This is a genomic window from Pseudomonas sp. A34-9 (assembly GCF_029543085.1).
Classification (GTDB): domain Bacteria; phylum Pseudomonadota; class Gammaproteobacteria; order Pseudomonadales; family Pseudomonadaceae; genus Aquipseudomonas.
Genome location: NZ_CP119967.1, coordinates 300,377 through 319,885, shown reverse-complemented (window position 1 = coordinate 319,885; position 19,509 = coordinate 300,377). Strand labels below are relative to the sequence as shown.

At 60.3% G+C, this 19,509-nt stretch carries 15 protein-coding genes; 9 read left to right on the top strand and 6 right to left on the bottom strand.

The window, feature by feature from the left end:
- Nucleotides 1-21: 21 nt before the first annotated feature.
- The 7 genes from P3G59_RS01365 to tauD all read left to right on the top strand — a co-directional run bounded on the left by P3G59_RS01365 (nt 22) and on the right by tauD (nt 8,879).
- A complete protein-coding gene (locus P3G59_RS01365; RefSeq protein WP_277760164.1) occupies nt 22-2,346 on the top strand; it encodes a Tex family protein in 2,325 nt (774 codons plus the stop codon).
- Nucleotides 2,346-2,729, top strand: coding sequence for a PaaI family thioesterase (locus tag P3G59_RS01360; protein ID WP_053116527.1), 384 nt, complete (start codon nt 2,346-2,348; stop codon nt 2,727-2,729). The genes P3G59_RS01365 and P3G59_RS01360 overlap by 1 nt, the downstream gene beginning before the upstream one ends.
- Nucleotides 2,730-2,999: 270 nt before the next feature.
- Nucleotides 3,000-4,583 carry a glutamate--cysteine ligase gene (gene gshA, locus P3G59_RS01355; protein WP_277760163.1) on the top strand — a complete coding sequence of 528 codons (1,584 nt, stop codon included), beginning with the start codon at nt 3,000-3,002 and terminating at the stop codon, nt 4,581-4,583.
- 662 nt (nt 4,584-5,245) lie between these two features.
- Entirely contained in the window at nt 5,246-6,223 is a 978-nt protein-coding gene (gene tauA, locus P3G59_RS01350) for a taurine ABC transporter substrate-binding protein (RefSeq protein ID WP_277760162.1), read from the top strand.
- Nucleotides 6,224-6,239: 16 nt separating this feature from the next.
- Nucleotides 6,240-7,034 (top strand): taurine ABC transporter ATP-binding subunit, encoded by a 795-nt coding sequence (gene tauB / locus P3G59_RS01345; protein WP_277760161.1) that lies wholly within the window; start codon nt 6,240-6,242, stop codon nt 7,032-7,034.
- Nucleotides 7,031-7,870, top strand: coding sequence for a taurine ABC transporter permease TauC (gene tauC, locus P3G59_RS01340; protein ID WP_277760160.1), 840 nt, complete (start codon nt 7,031-7,033; stop codon nt 7,868-7,870). The genes tauB and tauC overlap by 4 nt, the downstream gene beginning before the upstream one ends.
- Nucleotides 7,871-8,036: 166 nt before the next feature.
- Nucleotides 8,037-8,879 carry a taurine dioxygenase gene (tauD, locus tag P3G59_RS01335; RefSeq protein ID WP_277760159.1) on the top strand — a complete coding sequence of 281 codons (843 nt, stop codon included), beginning with the start codon at nt 8,037-8,039 and terminating at the stop codon, nt 8,877-8,879.
- A 209-nt stretch (nt 8,880-9,088) separates the two neighbouring features.
- Here the strand turns inward: tauD and mgrA are convergent, their stop codons facing one another.
- From mgrA to P3G59_RS01320, 3 genes are read right to left on the bottom strand one after another with little or no spacing between them, the layout of a single operon-like run.
- Nucleotides 9,089-10,126, bottom strand: coding sequence for an L-glyceraldehyde 3-phosphate reductase (mgrA, locus tag P3G59_RS01330; RefSeq protein ID WP_277760158.1), 1,038 nt, complete (start codon nt 10,124-10,126; stop codon nt 9,089-9,091).
- 40 nt (nt 10,127-10,166) lie between these two features.
- Nucleotides 10,167-11,486 carry an LLM class flavin-dependent oxidoreductase gene (locus tag P3G59_RS01325; RefSeq protein WP_277760157.1) on the bottom strand — a complete coding sequence of 440 codons (1,320 nt, stop codon included), beginning with the start codon at nt 11,484-11,486 and terminating at the stop codon, nt 10,167-10,169.
- 2 nt (nt 11,487-11,488) lie between these two features.
- On the bottom strand, nt 11,489-13,714 hold the full coding sequence (locus tag P3G59_RS01320; RefSeq protein WP_277760156.1) for a TonB-dependent receptor: 2,226 nt from the start codon (nt 13,712-13,714) through the stop codon (nt 11,489-11,491).
- A gap of 205 nt (nt 13,715-13,919) precedes the next feature.
- Between P3G59_RS01320 and P3G59_RS01315 the strand changes: the two genes are divergently transcribed.
- Nucleotides 13,920-14,957, top strand: a complete 1,038-nt coding sequence (locus P3G59_RS01315; RefSeq protein ID WP_277760155.1) for a LacI family DNA-binding transcriptional regulator — start codon at nt 13,920-13,922, stop codon at nt 14,955-14,957.
- 5 nt (nt 14,958-14,962) lie between these two features.
- Here the strand turns inward: P3G59_RS01315 and P3G59_RS01310 are convergent, their stop codons facing one another.
- Nucleotides 14,963-15,364 (bottom strand): type II toxin-antitoxin system HicB family antitoxin, encoded by a 402-nt coding sequence (locus P3G59_RS01310; RefSeq protein WP_242489225.1) that lies wholly within the window; start codon nt 15,362-15,364, stop codon nt 14,963-14,965.
- A gap of 343 nt (nt 15,365-15,707) precedes the next feature.
- Between P3G59_RS01310 and P3G59_RS01305 the strand changes: the two genes are divergently transcribed.
- Nucleotides 15,708-15,968: a hypothetical protein gene (locus tag P3G59_RS01305; RefSeq protein WP_034151866.1), complete on the top strand. Its 261-nt coding sequence runs from the start codon at nt 15,708-15,710 to the stop codon at nt 15,966-15,968.
- 24 nt (nt 15,969-15,992) lie between these two features.
- Here P3G59_RS01305 and betT read toward each other — a convergent pair whose 3' ends face one another.
- Both betT and epsC read right to left on the bottom strand, forming a co-directional pair.
- The gene (gene betT, locus P3G59_RS01300; protein ID WP_277762103.1) at nt 15,993-17,954 is read right to left on the bottom strand and encodes a choline transporter BetT; all 1,962 of its coding nucleotides are present in this window, start codon (nt 17,952-17,954) and stop codon (nt 15,993-15,995) included.
- Nucleotides 17,955-18,421: 467 nt separating this feature from the next.
- Entirely contained in the window at nt 18,422-19,348 is a 927-nt protein-coding gene (gene epsC / locus P3G59_RS01295; protein ID WP_277760154.1) for a serine O-acetyltransferase EpsC, read from the bottom strand.
- Nucleotides 19,349-19,509 lie beyond the last annotated feature (161 nt).

Here is a 19,509-nt window from a genome sequence, read left to right as displayed (position 1 = left end):
CACAATATGTCAGGTGGTTTTATGGACAGCATCAACAGCCGCATTGCCGAGGAACTCGGTGTACGCCCACAACAGGTCGAAGCGGCCGTCGCGCTACTCGATGAAGGCTCTACCGTTCCCTTCATCGCCCGTTACCGGAAAGAAGTCACCGGCAGCCTTGATGACACCCAGTTGCGTCATCTGGAAGAACGTCTGCGCTACCTGCGAGAACTCGACGAACGGCGCATCAGCATCCTCGCCAGCATCGAAGAGCAAGGCAAACTCACCCCTGCACTCGAACGCGACATCAAACTCGCCGACACCAAAACCCGCCTCGAAGACTTGTACCTGCCGTACAAGCAAAAGCGCCGCACCAAGGGCCAGATCGCCCTGGAAGCCGGCCTCGGCGACCTGGCGGACGGTCTGTTCAACGACCCGAATCTGACCCCGGAATCCGAAGCTGCACGTTTCGTCGATGCCGAAAAAGGCGTGGCCGATGTGAAGGCAGCGCTGGAAGGCGCCAAGTACATCCTGATGGAACGCTTCGCCGAAGACGCCAGCCTGCTGGAAAAACTGCGTAACTATCTCAAGCAGGAAGCGACCCTCAGTGCCCGCGTCATCGCTGGCAAGGAAGAAGAAGGCGCCAAATTCCGCGACTACTTCGAACACGACGAACCACTGAAAAGCATGCCGTCGCACCGCGCACTGGCGATTTTCCGTGGCCGCAACGAAGGCATCCTCAGCTCTGCGCTGAAAGTCGGCGACGAGCTGCCGGGCACCATGCACCCGTGCGAAGGCATGATCGGCCAGCAATTCAACATCCAGAACCAGAACCGCCCGGCCGACAAATGGCTCGGCGAGGTGGTGCGCTGGACGTGGAAGGTCAAGCTCTACACGCATCTGGAAACCGACCTGCTCGGCGAACTGCGTGACGGCGCCGAAACCGAAGCGATCAACGTTTTTGCGCACAACCTGCACGACCTGCTATTGGCCGCCCCGGCCGGCCCGCGCGCGACTCTGGGTCTCGACCCGGGCCTGCGTACCGGTTGCAAAGTGGCCGTGGTCGACTCGACTGGCAAACTGCTGGATCACGCCACGGTTTACCCACACGTGCCGCACAACAAATGGGATCAGACCATCGCCATTCTGGCGGCCCTGTGCGCCAAGCACTCGGTTGACCTGATCGCTATCGGCAACGGCACCGCCAGCCGTGAGACCGACAAACTGGCAATCGAGCTGATCAAAAAATACCCAGCGATGAAGATGACCAAGGTCATGGTTTCCGAAGCGGGTGCATCGGTGTACTCGGCGTCGGAACTGGCGGCCAAGGAGTTCCCGGATCTGGACGTGTCGATCCGTGGCGCCGTGTCCATCGCCCGTCGCCTGCAGGATCCACTGGCTGAGCTGGTGAAAATCGATCCGAAATCCATCGGTGTCGGCCAATACCAACACGACGTGTCGCAGTTGAAACTGGCGCGTGGTCTGGATGCTGTGGTCGAGGATTGCGTGAACGCCGTCGGCGTTGACGTGAACACCGCTTCGGTAGCGCTGCTGGCCCGGATCTCCGGCCTCAACGCCACGCTGGCGCAAAATATCGTCGCTCACCGCGACGAGCACGGCGCGTTCAAAACCCGTGCAGCACTGAAGAAGGTCGCGCGTCTGGGCGAAAAAACCTTCGAACAGGCGGCCGGTTTCTTGCGCGTCATGAACGGCGACAACCCGCTGGATTCCTCGGCAGTTCACCCGGAAGCCTATCCGCTGGTACAGCGCATTGCCGCTGAAACCGACCGCGATATTCGTTCGCTGATCGGTGATGCGAGTTTCCTCAAGCGTCTGGATCCGAAGAAATTCACCGACGAGACTTTCGGTCTGCCAACCGTCACTGACATTCTGCAAGAGCTGGAAAAACCGGGCCGCGACCCGCGTCCGGAGTTCAAGACTGCCGAGTTCCAGGAAGGCGTCGAAGACCTCAAGGATCTGCAACTGGGGATGATTCTCGAAGGCGTGGTGACCAACGTGACCGCGTTCGGTGCCTTCGTCGACATCGGCGTGCATCAGGACGGTCTGGTGCACATTTCGGCACTGTCGGAGAAGTTCATCAAGGATCCGCGCGAAGCGGTGAAGGCCGGCGACGTGGTGAAAGTGAAGGTCATGGAAGTCGACATCCCGCGTAAACGCGTTGGTCTGTCGATGCGCATGGGCGACACCCCGGGCGAGAAAATCGACGGTGCCCGTGGCTCGCGTCCGGGCTCGGCGCAACGCCAGCCGTCGAACAACGCGCCACGCAAGGAAACCGCCACCGCTGCGCCGGTGAACAATGCGATGGCCTCGCTGTTCGCCAACGCCAAGCAATTGAAGAAACGCTGATGGAGATTCCGGCCGGGCTCGTCGAGAGCGCGTTTTTCAAGCTGTTGGGCTGCCGCCTGCACAGCCTGGAAACCGGGGTGGCGCAAGTCGCCCTGGTGCTGGAACCCGAACTGCGCAATCGCGGCGGCAAATTGCACGGTGGCGCGCTGTTCAGTCTGGTCGACATCGCCATGGGGCTGGCCTGTTCCAGCACTCATGGCTTCGATCAGCAGAGCGCGACCATCGAGTGCAAGATCAACTATATCCGCGCCGTTTCCGATGGCGAGGTGATGTGCACGGCGCGGGTCATCCACCCGGGCCGCCGCACTCTGGTGGTCGAAGCCGACGTGATGCAGGGCGACAAACTGGTCGCAAAAGCGCAAGGCACGTTCGCTGTCCTGTAGCTTGTGGTCATCAATTTGAGTTAATTTCGGCGCAACGAACCTTGTGGGAGCGAGCTTGCTCGCGAAGGCGGTGTGTCAGGCAACCGAAATGTTGGCTGATAAACCCTCTTCGCGAGCAAGCTCGCTCCCACAGGGATTGTGCAGTTTCTGACTGACCGGCAAATGGCCTGCCGCTACAAAACCAGGCGAAAACGCCAGTTTCAACTTCACCCTTGTAGACCGTCCTGCCCACCCCCATATTGGGGCGACTGACGCGTGAAGGAATCCAAATTGAGCGAACTTCTCAACCGCCGCCTGGCTCTGCTCGGCGAGCGCGCTAACCTCTCTCTGCTCGAGCAGTGCCTGCACGGTATCGAACGTGAATGCCTGCGCGTGACCAGCGAAGGTCGCCTGGCGCAAACGCCGCACCCCGAAGCCTTGGGTTCCGCGCTGACCAACGAACAAATCACCACCGACTACTCCGAGTCGCTGCTGGAATTCATCACGCCTGCCCTGCCGGATCCTGCCGACACACTGGCGAGCCTGGACAAGATTCACCGTTTTGCCTACAGCAAACTCGGCAGCGAGTACCTGTGGAGTCCATCGATGCCGTGCCCGTTGCCGGCCGAGGAAGACATTCCGATCGCCTATTACGGCACCTCCAACATCGGTCAGCTCAAGTACGTCTATCGCAAGGGCCTGGCCCTGCGGTACGGCAAGACCATGCAGTGCATTGCCGGGATTCACTACAACTTCTCGCTGCCGGAAAAGCTCTGGCCGCTGCTGCGCCAGACTGAAGGTTTTGTTGGCACGGATCGCGATTTCCAGTCGGTCTCCTACATCGCGCTGATCCGTAATTTCCGTCGCTACAGCTGGCTGCTGATGTACCTGTTCGGGGCGTCACCTGCGCTGGACGCCGGTTTCCTCCGTGGTCGTTCGCATCAGCTGGAACAACTCGATCCGGACACCTTGTATTTGCCGTACGCGACCAGCCTGCGCATGAGCGACCTCGGTTACCAGAGCAACGCCCAGGCCGGCCTGACGCCGTGCTACAACGATCTGTCGAGCTACACCGACAGCCTGCGCAAAGCCGTGGCCACGCCGTACGCGCCGTACGTTGAAGTCGGCACGCACCAGGATGGTGAGTGGGTGCAACTCAACACCAACATCCTGCAGATCGAAAACGAGTACTACTCCAACATCCGCCCGAAACGTGTGACCTACACTGGCGAGCGGCCGATTCAGGCGCTGGTGGCGCGGGGTATTCAGTACGTTGAAGTGCGTTGCCTGGACATCAACCCGTTCCTGCCGATGGGCATCGACCTGACCGAGTCGCGTTTCCTCGACGCGTTCCTGCTGTATTGCGCGCTGAACGACAGTCCGTTGCTGACCAACACATCGTGCGGCAATGCCACATCGAACTTCCTCAGCGTGGTTAAAGAAGGTCGTCGTCCGGGCCTGCAATTGCAGCGTGACGGTCAACCGGTCGAGATGAAGACTTGGGCAGCAGAACTGCTGGAGCAAATCTCCCCGCTGGCGGCGTTGCTGGATCAAAGCCATGGCGGCGACGCGCACAGCAAGGCGCTGGATGCTCAGTTGGCAAAGGTTAGAGACCCATCGCTGACGCCTTCGGCGCAGGTGCTGGCGGCGATGGCTGAGCACAAGGAAAGCTTTGCGCAGTTCTCGCTGCGTCAGAGCCAGGCGCATGCCGAGTTTTTCCGTAGTGAGCCGTTGGCGGCGGATGAGCAGGCGAAGTTTGAAGAGTTGGCGCGTACTTCTCTGGCAGCGCAGGCTGAGCTGGAGCAGAACGAAGTCGGTGATTTCGACGTGTTTGTCGGGTCGTATCAGGCGAGTATTCTGGCGATCAGTAACTAAAAGCCCCTCACCCTAGCCCTCTCCCAGAGGGAGAGGGGACTGACCGAGTTGTTGATGCGAAATACGCCGACCTGAAATACCGCGCCGAACTCTGGCCTTGAACAGCACAGAGATCGGCCCCCTTTCCCCTCGCCCCCCTGGGGGAGAGGCGACTGACCGAGTTGTTGCTGCGAAATACGCCGACCTGAAATACCGCGCCGAACTCAGGCCTTGAAAAGCACAGAGATCGGCCCCCTTTCCCCTCGCCCCCCTGGGGGAGAGGCGACTGACCGAGTTGTTGCTGCGAAATACGCCGACCTGAAATACCGCGCCGAACTCAGGCCTTGAAAAGCACAGAGATCGGCCCCCTTTCCCCCCTCGCCCCCTTGGGGGAGAGGGCTGGGGTGAGGGGGCAAGGATCTAATGTCGAACGCAAGATCCGAAATATCCACAATTCTGATCGTTCCCACGCTCCGCGTGGTAACGCCTCAAGGGACGCTCCGCGTCCAGGTGACGCGGAGCGTCACCGGCTGCATTCCCACGCAGAGTGTAGGAACGATCTGACCCCCTCCTTAGATTTTTCCGCTCATAAGCTCATTCGAAAAAGTTATTTATTTACTGATTCTTAGATCATTTAGTCTCCTTTCACGCCGACGTTCGGTCGCCTGATATGGAGCTGTTCAATGAAACTGAATTTCCCGCTTCGCCTGCTGGCCGTGGCCTCGTTGGCCGCTGCAAGCTTCCTGGCGCAGGCCGCCGACCTCACCGTCGCCTACCAAACCACCGTTGACCCGGCGAAAGTCGCCCAGGCCGACGGCGCTTACGAAAAAGCCACCAAAGCCGATATCGCCTGGCGCAAGTTCGACAACGGCGCCGACATCATCGCCGCCATCGCGTCCGGTGACGTGCAGATTGGCTACCTCGGTTCGAGCCCGCTGACCGCTGCGATCACCCGCAAAGTTCCGGTCGAAACCTTCCTCATCGCGACCCAGATCGGCGCTGCCGAAGCCCTGGTCGCCCGCGACGGTTCCGGCATCAAGTCCCCGCAGGATCTGATCGGCAAGAAAGTCGCCGTGCCGTTTGTGTCCACCGGTCACTACAGCCTGCTGGCCGCGTTGAAGCACTGGAACATCGACCCGTCAAAAGTCACCGTGCTCAACCTTGCGCCGCCAGCGATCATCGCCGCGTGGAAACGCGGTGATATCGACGCCACGTACGTTTGGGATCCGGCACTCGGTGTGGCCAAGGAAAACGGCAAAGTGCTGATCACTTCCGGCGAGCTGGCCAAGTTCGGCGCACCAACCTTCGATGCGTGGATCGTGCGCAAAGACTTCGCCGAGAAGCACCCGGAAATCGTCACCGCGTTCGCCAAGGTCACGCTCGACGCCTACGCCGATTACCGCAAAGACCCGAAAGCCTGGCTCGCCGACCAATCCAACGTCGACAAACTGGTGAAACTCTCCGGCGCCAAGGCCAGCGATATTCCGCTGCTGCTGCAAGGCAACGTCTACCCGCTGGCCGCTGATCAGGTCGTCACCCTCGGCGCGCCGACCACCAAAGCCATCACCGACACCGCCGCGTTCCTCAAGGAGCAAGGCAAGGTCGAAGCCGTTCTGCCGGACTACGCGCCGTACGTCAGCGCCAAGTACATCACCAACTGATCGGGAGTTAACCGCGATGGCCTTGCTACAACTGGAGCGCATCAGCGCACAGTACCCGGGCAGCCCGACACCGGTGCTGGCGGATATTTCTCTGACCCTGGGGCCTCAGCAATTGCTGGTCGCCCTCGGCCCGTCCGGCAGTGGCAAGACTTCGCTGTTGAACCTGATTGCCGGTTTCGTCGAACCGAGCGCCGGGCGCATCACCCTCGACGGCGTGCCCGTCAAAGGCCCGAGCGCCGAACGTGGCGTGGTGTTCCAGGACGACGCGTTGCTGCCTTGGCAGGACGTGCTGGCCAACGTTGCATTCGGTCTGGAGCTGGCCGGTGTCGCCAGGGACAAACGCGAAAAGATCGCCCGTGAAATGCTCGCGCTGGTCGATCTTTCCGGGTTCGAAAGCCGCCGCATCTGGCAACTGTCCGGTGGCCAGAAACAGCGCGTCGGCCTCGCCCGCGCCCTCGCCGCTGACCCGCGTGTGTTGCTGATGGACGAACCCTTCGGCGCCCTCGACGCCTTCACTCGCGAACAGATGCAGGAGCTGTTGCTGCAAGTCTGGCAGCGCACCGCCAAGCCGGTTTTCCTGATTACCCACGACATTGAAGAGGCGGTGTTCCTCGCCACTGACCTGATTCTGCTCGCGCCGAATCCGGGGCAGATCGTTGAGCGTCTGCATCTGGATTTCGGTCAGCGTTACGCCGCTGGCGAATCCGCCCGTGCGATCAAATCCGATCCGGGTTTTATCGAAACCCGCGAACACGTGCTGAGCAAAGTGTTCTCGCAACGCAGCGCCGGGCAACGGCAGGAGCGCGCATGAGCAGTTACGACGTTTCTTCGGCGGCCGTAAAACCGGTCAGCGCTTCGGTGGCGATTCCGCTGCGTCGCAGCCTCAGTACGCGCTGGATCAGCCTGCTGACGCTGTTTGCTTTGTTGGCCATCTGGTGGGCCGTAACGGCCACTGGATTGATTGAACCGCTGTTCCTGCCGCCACCGTCCGCCGTGCTGCAAAAGGGCTGGTTGCTGGCGACCACCGGCTACATGGATTCGACGTTGTGGCAGCACCTCGGCGCAAGCCTGAGCCGCATCGGTCTGGGCCTCGGTTGTGCAATTTTGACCGCTGTGCCAGTGGGCATTGCTATCGGTGCCAACCGCATCGCCCGTGGTGTGCTCGATCCGCTGATCGAGTTCTATCGGCCGATTCCTCCGCTGGCCTATCTGCCGCTGATCGTGATCTGGTGCGGCATCGGCGAGTTGTCGAAAGTGCTGCTGATTTATCTGGCGATTTTTGCGCCGATTGCCATCGCTACCGCCACCGGCGTGCGCACCGTTGATCCGGCGAAATTGCGTGCGGCGCAGTCGTTGGGTGCGACGCGTTTGCAGCTGATTCGTCATGTGATTTTGCCGAGCGCCCTGCCGGACATTTTGACTGGCGTGCGCATTGGTCTGGGGGTCGGTTGGTCGACGCTGGTCGCGGCTGAATTGATCGCCGCCACCAGTGGCTTGGGTTTCATGGTGCAGTCGGCCGCGCAGTTCCTGGTCACCGATGTGGTGGTGCTGGGGATTCTGGTCATCGCCCTGATCGCCTTCGCCATGGAAATGGGCTTGCGCGCCCTGCAGCGCAAACTGGTGCCATGGCACGGCCAGGCCCACTAAAACTTTTTGAATCCCCCTGTAGGAGCTGCCGAAGGCTCGGGCCGCGATCGGACGATCTTTTGATCTTGATCTTCTTAAAAACAAGATCAAAAGATCGTCCGATCGCGGCCCGAGCCTTCGGCAGCTCCTACAGTGAGGTGGTTATCCGGAATTGAAGAGAAAGACCATGAGCAGCCTCAACATCACCCCATTAAGCTCGGCCCTCGGCGCACAGATCAGCGGCGTCGACATCAGCCAGCCACTGAGCCTGGAACACCGCGACGCCATCGAGCAGGCGCTGCTCAAATATCAGGTGTTGTTCTTCCGTAACCAGCCGATCGAACCACCGCAACAGGCGCGTTTTGCTGCGTACTTTGGTGACCTGCACATTCACCCGATCTACCCGAACGTGCCCGAACAACCAGAAGTGCTGATCCTCGACACCGCCGTCACCGACGTGCGTGACAATGCGATCTGGCACACCGACGTGACCTTCCTGCCGACCCCGGCGATGGGCGCCGTACTCAGTGCAAAGCTGTTGCCGGAATTTGGTGGCGACACCTTGTGGGCCAGCGGCATTGCTGCGTACGAAGCGCTGTCGGCGCCGATGAAAGGTTTGCTCGAAGGATTGACCGCCACCCACGATTTCACTCGCTCGTTTCCGCTGGAACGCTACGGCAATACGCCTGAAGCCCTGGCGCAGTGGGAAGAGGCGCGGCGCAAGAATCCACCGCTGTCGCACCCGGTGATTCGTACCCATCCGGTGAGCGGGCGGCGTTCATTGTTCGTCAACGAAGGCTTCACGTCGAAGATCAATGAGCTGTCGGAAACCGAGAGCGAGGCGATTCTGAAGTTTCTGTTTGCTCATGCAACGCGGCCGGAATTCACCATTCGCTGGCGTTGGCAGCAGGACGATATTGCGTTCTGGGATAACCGCGTGACCCAGCATTACGCGGTGGATGATTACCGGCCTGCGCGGCGGGTGATGCAGCGGGCTACGGTGTTGGGGGATGTGCCGTTCTTCCGCTAGTCCTTTTAAAAGCAAAAGCCCCTCACCCTAACCCTCTCCCAGAGGGAGAGGGGACTGACCGAGGTGTTTGTACCAACTACATCGACCTGAAATATCTGGTTGAACTTAAGTTTTGAAAAGCGTGAAGATCGGCTCCCTTTCCCCTCGCCCCCTTGGGGGAGAGGGCTGGGGTGAGGGGGTTGGATCTTGCTGACCCAACCCAATCTTCATCACTCCGCCGTCGAAGGCTTCTCCCAAAGATTGATCCCGCCCTCTTGGGCAAACCGGTCAATCTCCGCCAACTCTTCAGCACTGAAACTCAGATTCTTCAACGCCCCGACGTTTTCGATAATCTGCTCCGGCCGGCTCGCACCAATCAGCGCAGAAGTCACCCGTGGATCGCGCAGCGTCCACGCCAGCGCCAATTGCGCAAGACTCTGACCTCGACGTTTGGCGATCTCGTTCAATGCGCGCACGTGAGCGATGTTGGCGTCGGACAGGTGCGAAGCCTGCAGCGAACCACCGCCCGGACGATTGACCCGTGCATCCGCCGGCACACCGTTGAGGTATTTGTCAGTGAGCAGGCCTTGCGCCAGCGGCGTGAAGGCAATTACGCCAGTACCCAGTTCATCGGTGGTATCCAGCAGATCTTTTTCCACCCAGCGATTGAGCAGGTTGTACGCCGGCTGATGAATCAGCAGCGGCACTTTCCACTCTTTCAACAGCGCCGCGATCTCGCGGGTTTTCCCCCCCGAGTACGACGAGATACCGATGTACAACGCCTTGCCCTGCTGCACGGCTGTGGCGAGGGCGCTGGCGGTTTCTTCCAGTGGGGTGTCCGGGTCGAAGCGGTGCGAATAGAAGATATCCACATAGTCCAGACCGAGGCGTTGCAGGCTCTGGTCTAGGCTGGCCAGCACGTATTTGCGCGAACCACCGCCCTGGCCGTATGGGCCGGGCCACATATCCCAGCCGGCCTTGCTGGAGATGATCAGTTCGTCACGGTACTGCTTGAAGTCTTCACGCAGCAGGCGGCCGAAATTGATCTCGGCGCTGCCGTACGGCGGGCCATAGTTGTTGGCCAGGTCGAAGTGATTGATTCCCAGATCGAACGCGGTGCGCAGCAAGGCGCGCTGGGTGTCGATCGGCGTGCTGTCGCCAAAGTTGTGCCACAGGCCCAGCGACAGCGCCGGCAGCACCAGACCGCTGTGGCCGACGCGGCGGTAAGGGATGGAGTCGTAGCGGTTTTCGGCAGCGGTGTAAGTCATCGAATCCTCTCTTGTCTGTCTTGAATGGGTGTCGAGCGTGTTACACAAATCGGTTGTCGGGTCGGGCGAGACCCAGGTTCTGGCGCAATGTCCGGCCTTCGTATTCAGTTCTGAACAACCCACGCCGTTGCAGTTCCGGGACCACGCCATTAGCGAAATCCTCGAGCCCGCCCGGCAAGTGCGGCACCAGCACGTTGAAGCCATCCGCCGCGCCCTGTTCGAACCATTCCTGCAAGCGATCAGCGATCTGCTCGGGCGTACCGACCAGGCTGTAATGCCCACGTCCGCCAGCAATCTTGCGTCCGAGTCCGGCGAGGCTCAGGTTCTCCCGCCCTGCCAGCTCAGTGAGCAATTTTTGCCGGCTCTGCTGACCGCTTTCGGTCAGCGGCAACTCCGGTAACGGCCCGTCCAGCGGGTACTTCGACAAATCGAAGTTGCCCAGCATACGCCCAAGCAAGGCCACGCCAACCTCGGGTTCGACTAATTGCTGAAACGTTTCATATTTTTCCTGCGCCTGGGCTTCTGTATCGCCGACAACCACGAAAACGCCGGGCATGATTTTCAGAGAATCAGCGCTGCGTGCGAACTTGGGCAAGCGTCCTTTCAGGTCAGCGTAAAACGCTTGGGCGCTGGCCAATGAAGTTTGCGCGGTGAACACCACTTCAGCCGTTTGCGCCGCCAGTTCGCGACCGGTTTCGGAAGATCCGGCCTGGACAATCACCGGTTGCCCCTGCGGCGAACGCGCAACGTTCAGCGGACCTTTGACCCTGAAGTGTTCACCGACGTGATCCAGCACATGCAGTTTCGAAGGGTCGTAATACGCCCCACTGGCCTTGTCGCGCGCAAACGCATCGTCCTCCCAACTGTCCCAAAGCCCGGTGACTACCTGATGAAATTCGCGCGCTCGGCTGTAGCGTTCGGCATGGCCGATATGTTCGTCACGACCGAAATTAAGCGCCTCGGCAGCATTGTCCGAGGTCACCAGATTCCACCCCGCGCGCCCACCCGACAGATGATCGAGCGAAGCGAATTTACGCGCCACGTGATACGGCTCGTTGTAACTGGTGGTCGCCGTGGCAATCAGACCGATGTGCTCGGTCACTGCACTCAGCGCCGAGAGCAACGTCAGCGGTTCAAAGTGATCGGAGCGCGCCATGCGACTGGCGATGTTCTGGGTCGGCGCAGCGACACTGTCAGCGACAAACAGCGCGTCGAATTTCGCCGCTTCGGCAATCTGCGCCAACCGCTTGTAATGAGCGAAATCCAGACCCGCATTGGCCGGCACATCAGGATGACGCCACGCTGCCACATGGTGCCCGGTGGCCATGAGAAACGCGCCGAGTTTCAACTGTCTGCCCATCGTCAGAAATCCTTGCGCAGTTGCACGCCGAAGTAGCGCTCGTCATCCCGTGGCACGGCGCGGTAGATGTAGTTGCCGCCGCTGGCGAGCAATGGCGAATAGGACTTGTCGGTGAGGTTCTTGCCCAGCAGCGCGACGCGCCAGCCATTGTTGTAATCAGCCAAAGCCACGCTGGCGTTCCAGATGCCGTACGCGCCCTGTTTGGTGTCGACGTTCTGGCTGATGTCGTACTGCACTTCGCTTTGCCAGCTGTAGTCGGTGCCGAGTTCGATATCCAGGCCGTTATCCAGCGGGATGGTGTAGTCGGCGCGCACGTAGCTTTTCCAGTCCGGACTGAACGGCAGCGGTTTGCCGTTGACGTTGCACGACGCCGCCGCGCCCGCCGGGCAGGCGAATTCGTCGATGCGGGCGCGGGTGTAGGCCAGTGCGCCGGACAGCTTCAATTGTTGGGTCGCCTGCAAGGCGTAGTCGAGTTCGACGCCTTCGGTGCTGACGCTGCCGGCGTTGATCAGGCGCGTTACGACCTGACCGGCGACGGTGTCAAAGAAGTTCGCCTGATAGTTGTCGTAATCGCTGTGAAACACCGCGAGATTAGTGGTCAGGCGATTGTTCCAGCTCGTCGCTTTGATCCCCGCTTCCCAAGTGTTGGAGGTTTCCGGTTTCAGCGCTTCGGTATCACGCGGCTGCATGTTGAAGAACACGTTGTAGGCCGGGCCTTTGTAGCCGCGCGAGTAGGTCAGATACGTAGTGACGGCATCGCTCAAGTCGTACTGCACACCGAGGCGGCCGGACCAGCCGTCTTCGTCGACAGAACCTGAGCTGCTGGTGGCCGGCTGAATGCCGCTGACGGTGGTCGCCGAAGTCGAAACGCGGCGGTGATCGTATTCCAGATCATCGTGGGTGTAGCGCAGGCCGGCGATACCGCGAAAGTCCGAGGTGAAATTCAGCGTGCTTTCGCCAAACACTGCGTAACTGTTGCTGGTGGTGCTGTAATTGGCGACGCCACGGTCGGTGCGCGTGGTCGTGGTCAATGTGCGCTGATAGGTTTCGTCGTCCTTGCCGTGCATGTAGAACAGGCCGCTGACGTATTCAAGGAATTCACCCTTTGGAGACGCCAGGCGCAGCTCTTGCGAATATTGATCGAAGGCCAGATCACCTTTATCCGCCGTGCCGGGGAACGCTGCTGTCACCGTGCCGAGACGGTCGCCGTCCTGATACTGAGTGTTGTCCCAGCCGCGCCATGCGGTGATCGACGTCAGGGTGTAATCGCCCAATTGCCAGTCGAGCTGGCCGGACAGGCCTTTGTTGGTGTCCTCGACGTGGCTGCGGGTGTCGGTGTTGATGTCGCGGTTGTGGCTGCTCGCATCGACCGGGCTCAGCGCGTTGGCAAAGGCCGGGGTCAACGACTTGCTGACCACGCCGTTGGGGCCGTCGTCGTGGGACTGCATGTAATCGGCGATCAGGGTGAAGGTGACGTCGTCATTCGGGGTGAATTCGAGTTTGCCGCGTACACCGCGGTGGTTGTAGCCGTTGACCTCCTGACCGTTGTGTTTGTTGTCGACGTTGCCGTCGTAGGTGCCGAACAGCGTGCTGATCGAGCCTTTGAGCGTGTCCGGAATCAGGCTGCCGCCAATGCCGAAACGGCTGCGGCTTTCGTTGCCGCTGTAGTACGACTGATCGATGTAGCCATGGGTCTCGGCGGTGGGTGCCTTGCTGGTGATGTTGAGCACGCCGGCCGAGGCGTTCTTGCCGAACAGCGTGCCCTGCGGGCCGCGTAAAACCTCGACGCGCTCCAGATCCAGCAAGTCGAGAGTGGATTGGCCGGGGCGCGCGTAGACCACGCCATCGATCACCGTCGCCACGGTCGGCTCGACGCCCGGCGAGGTGGAAATCGTACCGACGCCGCGCACGAACAACGAGGTGTCCTTGTTCGAAGCGCCAGTGCGGAAGTTCAGCGATGGCACCTGCTGGACGATGCTCGCCACGCCGTTGCGGTTATCGCGCTCAAGCTGTTCGCCGTCGATCACCGAGACCGCCACCGGCACTTTTTGCAGCGACTCTTCGCGGCGCGTGGCAGTGACGGTCACGGATTTGAGAGTCGGCTCCTGATCACTGCTCTCGGCAGCGAATGCGTTGGGCAACGGCAACGCCGCCAACCCCGTGAATAACCAGCCGGCGGCGCGAATCGACTGCGCCAGTGTTTGTCTCGCCCCAGGAATGTTGTGCATGTTTGCCCGCTCGAAATTGGCCCTTAACCGCTGCCGTTCTGCGACGACAGCGCCTGAATCGGTGTCTTGGGCATTCGCTCGAGCGAGTAGCAGACAGCGCGCTTTGTTAGCGCTACCATCGACAGTATTGGCAAGCCACCCATAGAGCGTCCAATACTGAAAAATTACTTTTATATGCGATTTGGTTTTTAACAGGGATCAAACCATGACCGAAGAAAAACCCCGCAAACGCCGTGGCGCCGGACGCGTGACCCTGAATGCCGTGGCACGTGAGGCCGGGGTTTCGGCGATTACCGTGTCGCGCTACTTCAATCAACCCGAGCAGGTTTCGCCCGAGCGCCGCGAGCGGATTGCGACGGTGGTGGCGGAGTTGGGTTACGTGCCGAATCTGGTGGCCGGCGGACTGGCTTCGTCTCGGGGGAAAATCGTCGGCATGGTGATCCCGAACATCTCCGGGCCGATCTTCGCCAACACGATTCAAGGCTTCAGCGACACGCTCAGCCGCCATGGCTATCAGCTGTTGCTGGCGTCGAGCTACTTCAGTACCGAGCAGGAAGAAAACGCCGTGCGCGCGTTTCTTGGCTGGTCGCCAGCGGCGCTGGTGCTGACCAGTCACTTCCACAGTACGGGCACGGAAAAGATGATTGCCGAGGCGGATGTGCCGGTGATCGAGACGTGGGATTACCAGCCGGAGCGGGAGCCGATGCAGATTGGTTTTTCGCATTTTGAAGTGGGTGTAACAGCCGCCAGATATCTACTCGAAAAGGGCTACCAACGTATCGCCTTCGTGCAGAACAGTGCCCCGGGTGACCTCAGCGCACTGGAGCGGCGCGACGGTTACACGGCGACTCTGCGCGAATCTGGATTAGAACCCTGGGTGTTCGCACCCGACGCCGATCGCGCGCCATTCGAGGCCGGAAAACAGGCGATGGACGCCCTGATGCACGCCTCACCGCGCCCCGACGCGATCATCTTCGCCAACGACAACCTCGCCGCCGGCGGCCTGCTCGCCGGGCAACGCGCCGGTTTGAAAATCCCCGAAGACTGCGCCGTGCTTGGCTTCGGCGACTACCCGTTCGCCGAGATGCTCCTGCCGAGCCTGAGCACGATCAAACCACCGGCGCTGGAGATCGGTGTACTGGCCGCGACACGGGTGCTGGAAAGCCTTGGCGTGCTGCCGACCGTCGATGTACAGCGCTTGAATCTGCTGCAGTGCAAAGTCATCGAGCGCGAGAGCACCTGACGTCGCTATACCGACAATTCGCGCAAGGCAGCCGCCGCGAGAAAACCGGAGCGGGATCGATAGCGCTGGTCACGTCGGACTGTCTGGTCAATACGCTCAAGCAACTGTTCAGGCAGCGTGGCGTTAAAACGCACTGACTTGCCGAAATAAGGGGTGATATCAAAATCGACCACACCCCAGATTCCTCCGGCGTAATCCGGGTTATCAAGATGCGCATCAATGTCCCGTACTTGAGGCAACGGCGCCCCGTCGGCGACCAACCCCTCATAGTGAAGCGCCAACGCTTCCTGAGTGTTTTCAAAAGCATCTGCGACGGTAGCACCTGCGGAGAAGCAGCCCGGGACATCCGGGATAATCACTCCGTAGTCTGAGTCGGCATCCTTGTGCAGAACGACCGGGAATTTCATATGAAATCCTTTCATCAAGGCATTTAGTGTTGGCAACTATAGGTGTAACTCTCAGCCAATAATTCAAACGACACATCTTGAAATTGATCGTAATCGAGAGTGAGCCCTGCTATACGCCTCGCTGTCACACGCCAGCCATAAGGTAATCAACGGTCAGCTACAGAGCAGTTGGCTGGATTGGCTATGCTTTAAATGACACCGAGTTGGCCGTATCGCGAGCAGGCTCGCTCCCACAGGGATTTCCTGTGTACATAAAATTTATGTCCAGCCGAGATCCATTGTGGGAGCGAGCCTGCTCGCGAAAGCGATCCTTCAGGCAATCCTTCACCAGGCAGAACCCGCCATGCACACCGCCATCATCATTTTCTTCGGCCTGGTCCTGCTCGCCCTGATGCTCTACATCGGCGAGCGCATCGGCTTCAGCCGCCAGACCATGGCCTACGGCTTCGCCGCCCTGTGGCTGGCATTGACGGTCATTAATGGCGCGGTGGGTGTGGTGCATGCCGGCCAACCGCTGGGTTCGGAAATAGCGATTGGCAGTGCCGTGTTCGGCGTGCCGATGGCGGCGATGGTGTTGTTTATGGTGCTGAGCGCCGAGTCGTAATACGTCCCGGCGCTCAACTGCCAATCAACGCACCAGATGCAGGAACTGCATATGCCGTTCGTACTGGTCGAGGATGTCGTTGATGATCTGCTCTTTGGTGTAGCCGACCAGATCGTAGTCCTGACTGCCCTCGCTCAAATGCACTTCGGCGCGGTAGTAGCGACGATTGTTGAGCTGCTTCGAGCCCATCCCGCCACGCGCAAACGACGGCGTGAAGTAGCCGCGCATCTGCACTTGATAGATGAACGGATGCTGCTCGCCATGGCCGATTTCCAGGCTGACGTTGTCATGGGACGGATCCGGCTGAGTCACCACGTTCAGGCCTTTTTCGACGAACACCGCCGTCACTTCTTCGATCGCCGGGCGCACGGTGGTGTCCATGAAGCGGTACACCTCGTCTCGCGACGGGAAGTGCACGGCCTGGCTCAGGCGCTGACGCCAGCCACCCGTGCCACGTCGCGCTCCGGACACCGGCGCCAGCGAATGCAGTTGCGCGATCTGCTTCTGCGACTCCAGATAGAACGCCTTGTGCAGGCCCCACATCATCAGCAACAGAATCAGCGAGAACGGTAACGAGGTCAGTACCACCGCCGATTTCAGTGCATCGATGCTGCCGGAGAACAACAGCGCGCTGGTGATCAGCGCCGTCATCGCGCCCCAGAACACCCGCAACCATTTCGGCCCGTCTTCGTCCGGGCTACCGCCCTTGGCCGACAGGGTCGAGAGCACCACTGTGCCGGAATCGGCAGAGGTGACGAAGAACACGAAGCTGATAAACACCGTCACGGCGATGACGGTTTTGCTCCATGGGTAGGTTTCCAGCAGCAGGTAAATACTCATCGACGGGTTGTCGAGGGCCGACATGCCCAGCGCGCTCATGCCGTGGTTGAGCACCTGATCGATTGCGCTGTTGCCGAAGATCGACATCCACGCGAGGGTGAAACCGAGCGGAATCAGCAGCACGCCGAAGACGAATTCACGGATGGTCCGGCCACGGGAAATCCGCGCGATGAACAGGCCCACGAACGGCGACCATGCGATCCACCAGGCCCAGTAAAACACCGTCCAGCCGCCGAGCCAGTCGCTCGGTTTGTCGTAGGCGTAAAGGTCGAAACTCTTCATCGGCAAGGCGCCGAGGTAGTCGCCAAGGTTCTGGATCAAGGTGTTGAGCAGGTGCTGGGTGGGCCCGGCGAACAACACGAACAACAGCAACGCACAGGCCAGCAGCATGTTGATGTCGGACATCACGCGCACGCCTTTATCCACACCGGAGACGGCAACGATGATCGCCGCGCCCATCATCAGCGTGATCAGGCCGACCTGAATCCACTGGGTGTGCGCGATGCCGAACAGGTAATCGAGACCCGAGTTGAGGTGAAGCACCCCAAAACCCATGTCGGCCCCCAGACCGAACACGGTGGCGATGATGCCGAAGCCGTCCACCGCGTAACCGATGGGGCCGTTGATGCGCTTGCCGATCAGCGGGTACAGCGCCGAGCGCAGGGCCAGCGGCAGGTTGTGGCGGTAAGCGAAATAGGCCAGCGCCATACCGACGAAGGCGAACACGCCCCAACCATGCAGGCCCCAGTGCAGAAACAGAATCTGCATGGCCTGACGCGCCGCATCCGCAGTGCCCGCCTCGCCTTGCGGCGGCTGGAGCATATGGGTCAGCGGTTCAGAAACGCAGAAGAAGAACAGCGTAATGCTGATCCCGGCGGCGAATAGCATGCCGGCCCAGGACAGGTAACTGAATTCGGGCTCGTCGTGGTCGGCACCGAGTTTTATCTTGCCGTAGCCGGATAAGGCGGTGACCACCACGAAGACCAGATACAGAGTCATCGCGAGCATGTAGTACCAGCCGACCGTGTTGGCCGCCCAGTTTTGCGCTTCCAGCAACCAGGCGCCGGCCTGTTCTGGCATGGCGATGACAACGAGACCAAACAGCAGAATGACCGTCGCGGCGAAGTAGAACACCGGCGGATTCATGCGTACCAGACCGCTGGCGGGGGTGGACGATGCACTCATGAAACGTGCACCTCAAGGGGTTGAATCGTGGCTGAAATGATCGGACTCAGCAAAGGCAAGCCTCCTGTTGTGAGCGGGCAGCGAACCACCGGTTTAACTTGAATGAACGTTCAAGTTAAACATGGATGGGGTCGCAAGGACTAATCGTACGGCCAGGCGGTAGTTTTCCTACGCTAGCTCAAGGAGGGGTATGACGCGGGTTTGAGGGTATTCGTTCAATAGCCCTCACCCTAGCCCTCTCCCAAAGGGAGAGGGGACTGATTGGGGGATATTGGGGAGATACGCCGACGTGATCCTGCTGTACCGAATCCATAATCGACTTGGTGTTTCAGGTCGATGTTTGACTCAAGACACCTTCATCGGCCCCCTCTCCCTCTGGGAGAGGGCTGGGCGGGCGGCGTTCCGATGAGGGTCAAGCTTCTAAAGCTCTATTTCTGCGTGCCGTCATCATGCTGCAAATTCGCCTGAGTCAAATTGCACCCGGCCGGCACGCTGCGCGTCAGCCAGACATTGCCGCCAATGGTCGAGCCTTTGCCAATGGTGATACGCCCGAGAATCGTCGCCCCGGCGTAAATCACCACATCATCCTCAACAATCGGATGACGCGGATGACCTTTCTGCAACTGCCCGTCCTCATCTGCCGGGAAGCGTTTGGCGCCCAACGTCACTGCCTGATAAATCCGCACGCGCTCACCAATGATCGCGGTCTCGCCGATCACCACACCCGTGCCGTGATCGATAAAGAAGCTACGACCGATCTGCGCCCCCGGATGGATATCGATGCCGGTCGCCGAGTGGGCGATTTCCGCGCTGATCCGCGCCAGCAGCGGCAGCCCGGCACGATACAAATGGTGCGCCAGACGATGGTGAATCACCGCCAGAATCCCCGGATAGCACAGCAGCACTTCATCGACGCTGCGCGCCGCCGGATCACCGTGATAGGCCGCCAGCACATCGGTGTCGAGCAGCGCGCGCAGGCCCGGTAAAGCCAAGGCAAAATCCTGCACGATCTGAATGGCGCGGGCCTCGACTTCAGTGTCGGCCTGCGCGCTGTGTCGGGCAACGTAACGCAGTTCCAGTCGGGTCTGCGCCAACAGCGCATTCAACGCCACATCGAGGGTGTGGCCGACGTAGAAATCTTCACTCTCTTCACGCAGATCCACCGGCCCCAGCCGCATCGGGAACAACGCCCCACACAGTGCTTCGAGAATCTCCGCCATCGCCGCCCGCGATGGCAACTCGCGCCCACCCTGCTCGCCGGACGCCCGGCCGTTCTGTGCCCGCCACTGATCCCGCGCGCTGCGCAGTTGACTGACGATGGTCTGCAATTGCCAATGGCTGGAACGCTCGCTCACGGTAAAGACTCCTCACGGGCGGCCGGACTGTCTGGCCGCGTCAACGGCGACTACTTTACGGCATGCTCGCGAAGGCGAATTAAGAACCGATAGTGCTGGGCTCAGGTCATTTGGCTATAAGCGATTCGCGGTTGCCCCTGCAAAAGCGCGTGCCTATAGTC